This window comes from Nostoc mirabile CHAB5784 (assembly GCF_020829645.1).
GTDB classification, from domain to species: domain Bacteria; phylum Cyanobacteriota; class Cyanobacteriia; order Cyanobacteriales; family Nostocaceae; genus Nostoc; species Nostoc mirabile.
The window spans coordinates 148,947-161,463 of the sequence record NZ_JAIVFS010000006.1 but is presented as its reverse complement, the minus strand read 5'-3'; the positions used below and the strand labels follow the sequence as shown (position 1 = coordinate 161,463).

Here is a 12,517-nt window from a genome sequence, read left to right as displayed (position 1 = left end):
ATTGTTAATATTGCTGGAAAGAAAAACGATGGTTTTAGTAGGATTCGCAGCGAAGTGGAAAGGGGGACAGTTGGCAATGGAGGTAACATTACTATCGATTCTGGTTCCTTCTCTCTAAGTGATGACGCTCGACTTATTGCCTCAACTTCAGGAGTTGGGAATGCAGGCACAATTGAAGTTAATGCTGCTGATTTTTTTACCATTTCTGGCAATAGTTCTAACTTTAACAGTGGCTTGTTTGTTGACTCCCAAAGTCCGACGGGTACTGCCGGAGATATTATCGTCACCTCACCTAGAATTACCCTAGACAACAGTGGCACACTTAACGCCCAATCTGCATCGGGTAACGGTGGCAACATCAACTTACAAACTGATTTACTCCTTCTGCGTCGTGGCGCTCAAATTTCCACCACCGCAGGCACAGACAAAACTAGTGGTAATGGTGGCAATATTAATATTGATGCCCCGACGGGCTTCATTGTTGCTGTCCCAAGCGAAAATAGCGACATCACTGCTAATGCTTTTACTGGCATTGGTGGGAGAGTGGATATCAAAGCCAATGGCATTTATGGTATTGAGTTCCGTGAAAGTCCAACTCCCTTGAGTGACATCACTGCTAGTTCAGAATTTGGTACACAAGGCACTGTAGAACTGAATACACCTGGTATCGACCCCAACAGTGGCTTGGTTGAGTTGCCAACAGTACCAGTTGACACCCAACTAGCCCAAGGCTGCTATAGTCCAGGTTACGCTCAAAACCGATTTGTGATTACTGGACGCGGCGGTTTACCACCCAATCCCAAAGACATTCTCACTCCAGATGCAACCCAAATAGATTGGGTGGCTTTTAAACCCAGCAATAACAACCGTTCCCTACCACCTGTTACTAATAAACCAACAACCTCCACTCCCAAACGCATTGTTGAAGCCACAGGTGCAGTGCTAAACGTCAAAGGACAAATAGTCCTCACTGCTAATTCATCTAACGCTACTCCTCATACTTCCAGACACAACCCAATTCAATGTCAAAGCAATTCGCAATTTCCAATTCGCAATACTTCGGCTACGCTCAGTACAAGTTCGCAATTAATAATACCCCACGCACGCCACTTGCTTTATGCCGGGGAACCCGTCCACCGCAGTGGCTTATGAATGCGCTTGCTCTGAATATTGATACTACGTGTTTTGTTTCTTTTCATAATTAAAATTAGGGGCAATGACCTTGAAGGATGAATCAATTATCAATTACGTCCACAATTGCGAATTGCGTTAGCGAGTCTTGCCTACGGCACGCTGCGCGAACGAGCGTCACTGCGAATTGCGAATTGTTCGGTCATGGTAGCTAAAATTACTCCAACTTTTGCAGCATCCTGCTTGCTTATATCCCAATACGGTTCAGTTAAGGGCTACTGGTACAAAATTTTGAGTTTTCGAGACGCGATAAATCGCCGTCTCTACAAATGTTTTGGGTTTTCGAGACGCGATAAATCACCGTCTCTATAAATGTTTTGGTCTTATCTGAACTGTATTGGCTTATATCCGGGAACTTCAAAAAATAAATTATCCAATTTTTGGAATTACAACGACTTTCCCTCCCCCTGCTCCCAGCTAAGAGCTCCCCTGCCCTAAAAGCGATTGGATATTTTTTTATTTGGAAGTCCCTTACTTGTGTCATCTCCAGCAAAAGAATTAGAATAACCTTGAGCTTTCAATTTCTAAAGTTTGAGCTATGTTTGCATTAGTCTCGCTTGAGAAAATTCAGCTACCTGTGGGAGCAGTTGTGCGGTTGCCTGCAACCTGGCAAGATTATCAGAGTTTGTGTCAGCAACGAGGTGGCAATTCAATTCCCCGCATAAAATACCAAGATGGAGAAGTCTTACTCATGTCTCCTCTTCCCAAACATGGACGTGATGCCCATTTAATTGCAAATATCATTACAGTTCTGCTGGATTATGTTGGACGTGAGTACGATGCTTTTACTCCTGTAACAATGGAATTACCAGAGGAGAGTGGAATCGAACCAGACTATTGTTTTTACATTGACCATTGGGAAGCTGTATCTGGTAAGGAACGAATTGACTGGAGTGTTGATCCTCCTCCTGATTTGGTGCTGGAAATTGATGTAATGAGTTATTCTGATGTGAATGATTACCTCCCTTATCAAGTTCCAGAAGTCTGGCTATACCGCAAAAAACAACTGTGTATTTATCAGTTACAAGGTACAGAATATCTTGCTCAAACTCAAAGCCAATATTTCCCTGATATAAACCTCCAAGATATAGTTGCCAGATGCTTTGAAGTTACCTACGATCGCAATACCAGTGCCGCAATTCGTGAACTCAAACAGCGCTTAGGTTGAATTCACTTCTTTTTACATATTGCGCTTGCGTTTTTGCTAGCGGATCACGCGACTTGTTTTAATTTTCCTCGTTAGCTACAAGGGAATCAGAGCAAGCAGTATTTTTGCAAAAATGGCTCGCTTCATTAGCAATTGAAAATCATATCATGTCCGCTTGATTACTTATTAAACCCGAAGAACCCCACCCCTTAATCCCCTCCCCGCTCTTCGGGAGGGGAGACAAAGCGTAGCTTTGGCGGGGTGGGGTGCAATGACTGTGGGAATCATAACTAATTATGCGGACATGATATCACTGGTGCTGAAACTACACCCTTTGCCTCTAACGCAGCCGCAACCCTTAAAATTAACGCTTCATTATATGGTGCTGCTATCAATTGCACACCCAATGGTAAAGCATTTAAACGCTGAATTGGTACTGATAAAACTGGTAAACCAATAAAAGATAATGGTTGAGTAAATAATCCCAAATGAGGACGGACAAGAATTTCTTCACCATCCAAAATCATGGTTTGTTGACCAATTAGCGGTGCGGAAATTGGTGTAGTTGGCGCAAGAATTACATCAACATTTTGAAAAACTTCCCGCACGCGATCGCGATACCATTTTCTAAACCGTTGTGCTTGTAGATACCAGTTACTAGGAATTAACGCCCCAGCCAAAAAGCGATGGCGTGTTGCTGAATCAAAATCTTGAGGACGACATCGCAACTTATCCAAATGCAGATTTGCGCCCTCGCTAGCTGTAATCACGAAAGCTGCTGCACGGGCGCGGTGTGCTTCTGGTATCCTTACGTATTCAGTGACTTCTATTGCATCAGCTACCTTTTGCACTGCTGCTAAAGCTTCCGGTTCTGCGCCTTTGGTAAAATAATCAGTTGCGATCGCAATTCTGATATCAGAAATATCTTGTTCAAGTTGTGGTAAAACCAATTCAGGCGAACGCTTTGTGCAAATTGGATCGCGATCGTCTTCTCCTTGAAGCACATCAAACACCGTGGCAATATCTTGCACCGAACGCGCAAAAGGGCCAATGTGGTCAAAACTGCTAGAAAATAAAGCTACCCCAGCACGAGATAACCTTCCGTAAGTCGGCTTAAAACCAAAAACGCCACACAACGCCGCCGGAACGCGAATTGAACCATTAGTATCAGAACCCAGCGTCAACGGTACTAACCCCGCAGCAACAGCCGCCGCCGAACCACCCGATGAACCACCAGCAACTCGCTGTAAATCATGGGGGTTGTGAGTAGCACCGTAATGGGAGTTTTCCGTCACAAACCCATAAGCGTACTCATCCATATTTAAAGCGCCAACCAGCACAGCACCCGCTTGTTTCAGCTTCGCTACTGCGGTTGCATCTTGGGTAGCTGCTGGGTTTTCTGCATTAATTTTCGACCCCGCTAAAGTCGTTAAACCAGCGATATCAAAGAGATTTTTCACCGCAAAAGGGACACCAGCAAGCATTCCAGGATGATTACCTTGGGCAATTTCCCTGTCAATGCGGGCTGCATCTGTTAAAGCTGTCTCAGTAGTTACAGCCGTAAAACAATTGAGTTGATGATCCCGCGCTGCAATTCGTGCTAACGCAGCCTTAGTAACTTCCACCGCGCTAACTTTGCCTTCGCGTACAGCAGCAGCTATTGATACAGCATCATTCATGGTTCAAAAACTGGTGCAACTTCAATATCCTCCGCTAGAGAAAAAGAATTTACAAGATTAGCGATCGCACTAATTCTCTCAAAATTTGCCACCACCCCATCTCGATACTCATCTCTTATCTCTAAATCCAACAATAACGCCATTTGATCAACATACTCACCCACATTAAACCCTTCTCTTCTCATCTCTCCTCCTCTGTGCCCTCTGCGCCTCTGCGGTTAGTTATCTTAAACTTATAACCTCTTGTGGCAACACAAAAAATCCATCCTCCCCCGCCTCAAAATCAACAACCTGAAACACAGCATCAATATTTAACTCACCATAAATATGAGGAAATAAATTATCTACCTCCGCAGCTTCATAACGAATTTCAGCTTTAACTTGTTCAGAATCAATGCAAAGAATTACCAAACCCTTTTGATTGACAAAAAAACGATTCGCAACCCAGATTACTTGCGCTGCTGTCGAACAGTGGATAAATCCTTCCGAGTCTAACGTATCACCGCGATAGGTTTTGAGGATTTTTGCTTGTTCCCATTGTTCGCTTTTGGTGATATGTAAAATAGTGTTCATGGTAATTAATTAACAAATGCGATTAATTTTATACAGTAAACCCGGCTGTCATTTATGTGAAGGCTTGCAAGAAAAGCTAGAACAAATCCAAAATCTCAGTTTCGAGTTGGAAATTAGGGATATTACGACTCGTGAAGATTGGTTCGGTGCGTATGAGTATGAGGTGCCGGTACTTTATTTATCGAACCACAGAGGCGCAGAGGACGCGGAGGTAGAGGAGGGGAGTGAGAAATTATTGCCACGTCCTTCTCCTCGTGCTAGTGTGCAACAGTTGGAGCAAATGTTGCGTAAGTATTTAGCCAATTAGAAAAAAATAATGCACAATAAGCGCAAGATAAGCGTGTTATCAAAAAAGAAAAGGATACAGAGCAACTAAATTTATTGATGGGCTTGTTAATTTTGAATTTTGAATTTTGAATTTTGAATTCGGAGCGAAGCTACGTGACGAGGTTCACAAAATGAAATTGCGGGAATTATTAACGGCGGTAGACAGTGTTGAACAATTGCCTAGCCATCCGATGGAGGATGTGGAAGTTAGGGGTTTGAAGACGAATTCCCATGCTTGTAGTGTGGGAGATTTGTTTATTGGGATGCCAGGAGGGCGGGTTGATGGTGGCGAATTTTGGCAAAGTGCGATCGCCTCGGGGGCTGTAGCTGCGATCGTTTCTCCCGAAGCTGCACAAAAAAATCCTCCCACAAATGAGGCTGTGGTCATTAGTGCAAGTAATATAACTCAAGCTTGTGCCCAGATAGCTAGTGCTTTTTATGGTTATCCGGGGCGAAAACTCAAGCTGGTAGGTGTGACTGGTACAAATGGCAAAACTACAACAACTCATTTGATTGAATTTCTGCTGATCAAAGCTAATCTAGCTACAGCTTTGATGGGAACTCTCTACACTCGTTGGGCAGGTTTTGAGCAAACTGCTGCCTACACTACGCCCTTTGCGGTGGAACTGCAACAGCAGCTAGCAGAGGCTGTAAAGGCTGGTAGTGAGTTCGGGGTGATGGAAGTAAGTTCTCACGCTTTGGCCCAAGGTAGAGTGTTGGGTTGTCAATTTGAGGTGGCGGTGTTCAGTAATCTTACCCAAGACCATCTCGATTATCACACCGACATGGAAGATTACTTTGCCGCCAAAGCGTTGTTATTTAGCCCTGATTATCTCAAGGGACGGGCAATAATTAATGCTGATGATTCTTACGGAAAGCGCTTAATTGCCTCGTTAGATTCTGAGCGCGTTTGGAGTTACAGTGTCAACGACAACAGCGCCGATTTATGGATGAGTGATTTAAGTTACCAGCCCAATGGTGTCAGTGGTACATTACATACACCAAAAGGTAACGTAGCTTTTCGATCGCCTCTAGTCGGACAATATAATTTAGAAAATCTTCTCGCAGCCGTAGGAGCAGTTTTACACTTAGGGCTAGATTTGCAGTTAGTAGCGTCTGTGATACCTGAGTTTCCTGGAGTTCCCGGACGGATGGAACGGGTACAAATTGATGCTGACCAAGATATTAGCGTGATTGTGGATTATGCCCACACACCCGATAGTTTAGAAAATCTGCTGAAAGCTGCACGCCCGTTTATACCAGGAAAAGTGATTTGCGTGTTTGGTTGTGGCGGCGATCGCGATCGCACTAAGCGCCCAAAAATGGGTAAAATTGCTGCTGAATTAGCTGATGTTGCAGTGGTGACATCAGATAATCCCCGGACTGAAGACCCAGAAAGGATTTTGCAAGATATTTTGGCGGGAATTGCTGACACAGTGCAGCCAACTGTAATTTGCGATCGGGCTACTGCAATTCGTACCGCTATTTTACAAGCACAACCCGGTGATGGAGTGTTACTTGCTGGTAAAGGTCATGAAGACTACCAAATTCTCGGCACCGAAAAAATCCATTTTGATGACCGAGAACACGCACGCGACGCTTTACACCAAAGACTGAACATACAAGCCTAATTTGGGCATTGAAAAGAGGCAGAGGGGCTCTTAGCTGGGAGCAGAGGGGAATGAAGAAGCAGGGGAGCTCTTAGCTGGGGGAAAAGGGGAAACTTTTTAGCCTGCAAAACGCACCCTGCCCCAATTCCTCTTTTCCATCCCCCCTGCCCCCTGCCCCCTGCCCCCTGCCCCCTGCTCCCTGCCCCCTGCCCCCTGCCCCCTGCTCCCTGCCCCCTGCTCCCTGCCCCCTGCCCCCTGCCCCCTGCCCCCTGCCCCCCCATTCCCCACTCCCCACTCCCTTGTAGATGTAGTTTTTTATAGTTAATGTTTATTTCCGTAGGAATTTTGTAAAAAATGCACACATAAAGGTGAAAATCGAAGACAGAGTTATTTCTTGCTTCATCCAAATTGTGCTTGACTCATGAATGTTTCTCTGGCTAAGGATCTGTCTGTTTATCAACTGGTTATGGGAGTGCAAGCGCCTCCTAAACCATTGTCCCTCAGTCCTGCTACTCTGCTATCACTGGTGAGAGCGCAAATTGACTTACTAATTGAGCAGCAAATTGCAGCCACTTTATGGGTGAAGCTACCACCAGAAAAAATTTGGCAATCAGAACTAGCGCGTTATCAATCCTCGGTAGGTGCGTCTAGTCTCATTTATACTTGCCAGATTGACGAGAGTGAAAAAGGGCGAGATGGGGGAGCAGGGGAAGATGAGGGAGCTGGCGTTGTAGGGGAGGAAAATACCCCCTTATCTTCCTCATCTCCCTCATCTTCCTCATCTTCTTCATCCCCCTCATTCCCTCATCATGTCCCCGTTCACCTATCACCAGATAGCCAAATGCGACGGGAAAACTTTCTGATGGTGTTATCGCCCCAGTTTTGCAGTTTAATTTTGGCTCATCGACCACTTAAAAAACGCAAAAATAAGACATCGGGCAAGGTAAATACTAATAAAAACCAGCCGTTACTAATTATAAATACTCTTGAGGGGAGAGTAATTCAGCAAGTATTAGATGGTATAGAACAAGCGATTACGCCAGAATCATCCCCAATACCTGTTGATTTTATTTGTCCAGTTGCGCCCCAAGCCGCACTGATGAATCAACTGTTTGCAAAACAACTCCTGCGACAAGATGAAATTAATCGTCAAATCAGCGCAGTACGCACTACCAGGTTGCAGCAGCAAAATCAAGAACTACAAAACAAAGAGCAACTTAAAGATGAATACTTAAAAAATGTGTGTCAGGAATTGCGTACACCCTTGACGCACATGAAGACAGCACTTTCGTTATTGAATTCCCCTAATCTTAAACCCCCCCAGCGACAACGTTATTTACAGATGTTAAATACCCAGTGCGATCAGCAAAATTCCCTGATTACTGGTTTGTTGGAACTGGTGCAGCTAGAACGTAATTTAGAAGGAACAGCTTTAGAGTCGGTGCGACTCTCAGATATTGTACCTGGAGTAGTTAGTACGTACCAACCTCTAGCCCAAGAAAAAGGGATTATGCTAGCCTACACCGTACCCACTGAACTTCCATCTATTTGGTGTGTGAGTGGTGGGCTGAGGCAGATTGTGATTAATCTGCTGCATAACAGCATTAAGTTTACTCCTAATGGGGGTGAGGTATGGGTGCGTGCCCGAATTCAAGGCGATTATGTCCAATTAGAATTCCGCGACACAGGTATCGGTATTGCCGAAAGCGAGATTTCCAAAATCTTTGACCGATTTTATCGTGTGCGTACAGCAGCCAATGAAGATTATGGTGGTGCTGGGTTGGGGTTAACAATTGTACAGCAATTGCTGGTGCGCTCTGGCGGTTCTATTTCTGTGAAAAGTAAATTATATGAAGGTTCCACTTTTACAGTGCAACTGCCAAGCGTTGGCGATACCCCAAAAGCGATCGCAATAGAAAATGATTGATGAGTTACGTTACAATTATCCCCTGAGTTAACTTTATGGTGCTATAGCAATCCTATTTGAGTTATAAAAATTTTAGTCATTAGTCATTACTACTAATGACTAATAACTAGATTTCCCCACGGAAATTCAAGAAAATTAGCGATCGCACAAGCGTGCCGGAAAGACTTACGATCAGTTAAGCTTACCGATAATTCTTAGCTAGAAGTTTTTGGTAGCGCGGCGCTAATTTGGCGGAGCATCATAACTTGCCAATAAGGTACAGGAGCTAGCAATACAGTACCAGTTCCCTCAAAAGTATTCACGAGAAACTCACCAGAAGTCATCGAACCGAAAAGAGATTTGGTAGCTTTTTCAACGCGATAATTTAAGGTAGCTGTGCGAGCGATGGCAAAATTTCCATCCACAACTAATCGGTCATTTCGTAAATTTATTACTTCTACAGGGCCTTGTGCTGCCATCACTACTGTACCCCTGCCTTTGACTTTTGTTTGAAACAATTCCTCGCCACCAATTAAGCCTGATACAAATTTGTTTCGTTCAACTCCTACTTCTACAGTGCCATCACTAGCCCAATAAGCGCCACTATCTAAAATCCATTCACTACCGTCTAATTCTAGGATGTGATATCCCGATAACGAAGGCTCTAAATATAATTCACCAGTGCCTGTATATGTAGGACGGAAAATGTTTTCTCCCGTGGCTAGGGATTTTAAAAACCCGCCTGCTGAAGGGGCTTTAGATTGCATCTGAATGTTGCCACGTATATAGTACATAGCACCAGATTCAGTTCGGACTGTTTCGTTTTGTAAAGTTACCTTGACTAAACGTAAGCTTTCTCGTTCGATTACTTCAAAACTTGCCATAATTTTTCTTTTGATTTTTGCAGAAATGTGTACTTGGTTCTTAACCAGAATTTATATACATTGTTGGCATCTATTTTTACAGATGGCAAGTCAGAAAAATTTAATTAGATTGTTAAACAAAGTCTATTTGATGAAAATAAATTATCTCTGTTCATAAAAAATAGGTCAACCTAATTAAACATAAAATCCTTAGTAAATAGATCCCCAACTTTTCACAGAAGTCGGGGATCTATTATTGTGTTTTATTTCTACTCACCTACTGTTTAATTTAACGTGAGTTCTACGGGTTATATTGCAATACGGTTCAGTTAAGCCCTAAATCCAATGCAAGAGACGTTGCAATTGCTAGTCTCTACATACCAAAAATCCTTAACTGAACCGTATTGGGTTATATTGCAATACAGTTCAGTTAAGCAATTTTTTCCTTCTCTTTCTTCTCTGGGTGTTCTCTGCGCCTCTGTGGTAGCCTGCGGCAAGCCGCTCCGCGTCTATGTAAAAAAAACAACTTTAACAAAGAGTGCTAGCGTTAACCCAAGCGTATTGGGTTATATTGTGTCCGCATAAATTAGTCGAATAAAAAGACCTCTCCCTGGCTTTACTACGTAAAACCTGTCCCTCTCCGAGTCGGAGAGGGATAGACTTGAACTAAAGTTCAAGGCAGGGAGAGGTTTGTCGAACTCAGGTTAATTTAGAGTGAATATTTATAATTTTGAAAAATAGTTAATGAATCTTCACTGCTAAGTTTTAGCTCCTAATTTATGTTTATTGCTAACTTCTAAGGGGAGGAAAATCGTCAAAACTTCCCCATAGTGTGGACGCTGGCGCACAATCAGTTTGCCGCCGATCGCTTGAAACAAATGCTTGGTTGCGGCAATATTCAAACTAATCGTACCCGTTTCTGGTTGGAACATCAGCAATTGACCTAGAGCTTTGCGAATTGGTGGCGTTGCAGGTATGGCGGTTTTACTTGAATCTTTGCACCCAAATTGGGGCGATAATTGTAACTTAAGTTGATCTCCAGCCGGAATAACCTGTACTTGAATATGGCTACCAGCAGGTAAGCTGCGAGTGAAATTCTCTATCAAACCAGTGAGTACCTGATCCAGCATCATGGGATTACTTACCACAGTTGGTAGTTGCTGGGGTAAAACAACATTTAAAGTTAAGTTCCGCCGATGCGCTGCTTGTTCCCAACGGGGAATGCTCTGCTGCAACACTTGATCTAAAGACATCGGCGTGAGTTGAGTTTTTGGCGATTTTGCTGAGGTAGTAGTTTCCAATTCCGCTGCCTTAAACAGCAACTCCATCCGATCTATTTGCTCGGTACACTCGTGATCGATAATTTTTAAACGATTGATTACGCTGGCATCTAAATCTCGCCGCTTCAGCAGTAGGCGAGTCATGGTGCGAATAGTTGTTAAAGGTGTGCGGACTTCGTGAGCGAAAGCTTGGAGCAATTCTACATCAGGATTTGGGGATTCGGCTTTGAGGGTTGGGCATGGGTTATTTTCTTTGTCTTCCTTGTCTCCAGTTCCTATTAAAGAGTCCTTAGTCTCTTCCGCTTCTGTTAATTCCTGAAGCAACAACTGGCTAAACTCAATGATGATGCGGCAATCTGGCGCTACCGGAGAATACTGTTGTACTAATGTATCCAGGCGGGCAAAAAATTCTGGATTAGCCAGCATTACCCTTGCTCCTAGCGATCGCCAAGCCTGCTGCACTACCTCTGGCTCAAAAGAAAATGAAAAGGTTTTTTTACCGTTTTTGTGAGTTGCTAAAACCAGCACTAATCTAAATTTATCTGTAAAAACCAAGCAAAACTGTTCTGCACCTAGTGGATCGGCAGCTAATAAGGGAAGTACCGATTCATGGGGAGCGATTTCTTCATTTACAGACACGATTACATCTGGCATCTGAAATGGCATCAGCGCCAAAGGGTTAAATGGTTTTGCCGTAAAGGTTACTGTTTGTAAGCTTTGAGTTAGTTTTGGCTGACTAAATAAGGGTGCTGGTGCAGCTAAAACTAATCCTTGGGTTGTGTCAACTGAAGCACCTGCTAAAGTATTTAATAGCAAATGTTCTGTTGCTGCTAGGCTGACACGCCACTGCCGCTCTGCTTTAGCAGGTGAACATTCAGCCACACTTGATTGATTTTCAGCCAAGATTTCGCTCAGACTTGGCAATATCCATTTGTACACAGGCTTTCACCCCTTAATTCAAGAGCGACTAACAGCGTCTAGGGTAGAAATTTCACTACTACTTAAGAGGTTATAGCTATTTGTGTACTGATGACAGTGGTAGAACCGAACAATTCAGGCGCAATTCCCCCTATAAGTGCGATCGCACTTATGGGTTGAAAAACTACTCGCGCTGATTTTTACGATAGGCATTGCGATCGCAGAAAGCTTAATTAACAGCAGCAGCTGTTGAATGTAATCATCAGTATACTGGAGGTTGCCGTAGATGAAACTAACTGGGTTGTTAATTTCGTGAGCAAGGACATCGGATACAGTTGTTTTCCACACGACCTAAAGAGAGTGCCGCACCGCGATGAAGACATTGGTCTAGAAATACTACAACATTTCCAACAGAATTGCGGTACACGACAAATTCCTGGTTTAGCATTGTGATACGTTTGGGCTTATACCATTTCTTTCTGAGGCTGCGCCAAACCCTTTTAACTTCTTTCTTTGTGTCCTTCTATACGAGACGCTACGCGAATGCCTCCTTTACGGTAGCCTGCGGCAAGCCGCTTGGCATCTACGTTTTTCTTTCTTGTACTTATGGTTTAGTGCATCTTCATACAGAATTGGTATTACTAGTTACAGCAAAGCTGAATTCGCAGGTGTACCAGAAGTTTTTTAACATACTCTTCCCTTAACTATTAAATTTATCAATACCACTTTAAGTAAAAGCCAAAAATATCCACTTACTAATTAAGGAAAAAGCGTTTTAAACTAACTTGAAAAAGCCAGTTTAAAACGCCTTAAACTACTGGAAAGATCGAAAATTAGTTAGTGATAAATAATTGTTGTGTTAGTTGCTAAAAGAACCAGCAGTTTTCACCAAGCAGTTAACAGAGGAGTACAGTCGTGCTAACTACTAAACACTCTTGAATCAATTTATTACTCAAGTTTGTCAAGAAAACTACTAGATTTCCATAGATAGCAACTAAAAGCTTGTAATTTATATGAGTAGTG

At 43.3% G+C, this 12,517-nt stretch carries 11 protein-coding genes and 1 pseudogene; 5 read left to right on the top strand and 7 right to left on the bottom strand.

All coding sequences use genetic code 11. From position 1 onward, the window contains the following. Together LC653_RS06960 and LC653_RS06955 are read left to right on the top strand one after the other, a co-directional pair. A pseudogene (locus LC653_RS06960) lies at positions 1-1,152 on the top strand (S-layer family protein); the annotation flags it as partial. A 577-nt stretch (positions 1,153-1,729) separates the two neighbouring features. Beyond that, positions 1,730-2,359, top strand: coding sequence for a Uma2 family endonuclease (locus LC653_RS06955; RefSeq protein ID WP_229493626.1), 630 nt, complete (start codon positions 1,730-1,732; stop codon positions 2,357-2,359). A gap of 269 nt (positions 2,360-2,628) precedes the next feature. On the opposite strand, the gene LC653_RS06950 is transcribed toward LC653_RS06955, so the two are convergent. From LC653_RS06950 to LC653_RS06940, 3 genes are read right to left on the bottom strand one after another with little or no spacing between them, the layout of a single operon-like run. Further along, a complete protein-coding gene (locus tag LC653_RS06950; protein WP_229493624.1) occupies positions 2,629-4,017 on the bottom strand; it encodes an AtzE family amidohydrolase in 1,389 nt (462 codons plus the stop codon). Continuing rightward, positions 4,014-4,202 (bottom strand): DUF4089 domain-containing protein, encoded by a 189-nt coding sequence (locus LC653_RS06945; RefSeq protein ID WP_229493622.1) that lies wholly within the window; start codon positions 4,200-4,202, stop codon positions 4,014-4,016. The genes LC653_RS06950 and LC653_RS06945 overlap by 4 nt, the downstream gene beginning before the upstream one ends. 37 nt (positions 4,203-4,239) lie before the next feature. Further along, the gene (locus tag LC653_RS06940; RefSeq protein WP_229493620.1) at positions 4,240-4,590 is read right to left on the bottom strand and encodes a DUF952 domain-containing protein; all 351 of its coding nucleotides are present in this window, start codon (positions 4,588-4,590) and stop codon (positions 4,240-4,242) included. Between the two features lie 16 nt (positions 4,591-4,606). On the opposite strand from LC653_RS06940, the gene LC653_RS06935 reads away from it, so the two are divergent. The 3 genes from LC653_RS06935 (at position 4,607) to LC653_RS06925 (ending at position 8,454) form a co-directional block, all read left to right on the top strand. Then, positions 4,607-4,897, top strand: a complete 291-nt coding sequence (locus tag LC653_RS06935; RefSeq protein WP_229493618.1) for a glutaredoxin family protein — start codon at positions 4,607-4,609, stop codon at positions 4,895-4,897. Between the two features lie 151 nt (positions 4,898-5,048). Then, positions 5,049-6,548 (top strand): UDP-N-acetylmuramoyl-L-alanyl-D-glutamate--2,6-diaminopimelate ligase, encoded by a 1,500-nt coding sequence (locus LC653_RS06930; protein ID WP_229493617.1) that lies wholly within the window; start codon positions 5,049-5,051, stop codon positions 6,546-6,548. 400 nt (positions 6,549-6,948) lie between these two features. Further along, positions 6,949-8,454: a DICT sensory domain-containing protein gene (locus tag LC653_RS06925; RefSeq protein ID WP_229493616.1), complete on the top strand. Its 1,506-nt coding sequence runs from the start codon at positions 6,949-6,951 to the stop codon at positions 8,452-8,454. 194 nt (positions 8,455-8,648) lie between these two features. Here the strand turns inward: LC653_RS06925 and LC653_RS06920 are convergent, their stop codons facing one another. From LC653_RS06920 to LC653_RS06905, 4 genes are all read right to left on the bottom strand, one after another. After that, positions 8,649-9,317: an AIM24 family protein gene (locus LC653_RS06920; RefSeq protein ID WP_229493614.1), complete on the bottom strand. Its 669-nt coding sequence runs from the start codon at positions 9,315-9,317 to the stop codon at positions 8,649-8,651. Between the two features lie 737 nt (positions 9,318-10,054). Next, entirely contained in the window at positions 10,055-11,515 is a 1,461-nt protein-coding gene (locus tag LC653_RS06915; protein WP_229493612.1) for a sensor histidine kinase, read from the bottom strand. Positions 11,516-11,629: 114 nt separating this feature from the next. Beyond that, positions 11,630-11,842, bottom strand: a complete 213-nt coding sequence (locus tag LC653_RS06910) for a histidine kinase dimerization/phospho-acceptor domain-containing protein (protein ID WP_229493610.1) — start codon at positions 11,840-11,842, stop codon at positions 11,630-11,632. Next, positions 11,799-11,942 (bottom strand): Rieske 2Fe-2S domain-containing protein, encoded by a 144-nt coding sequence (locus LC653_RS06905; protein ID WP_229493608.1) that lies wholly within the window; start codon positions 11,940-11,942, stop codon positions 11,799-11,801. The genes LC653_RS06910 and LC653_RS06905 overlap by 44 nt, the downstream gene beginning before the upstream one ends. Between the last annotated feature and the right edge of the window lie 575 nt (positions 11,943-12,517).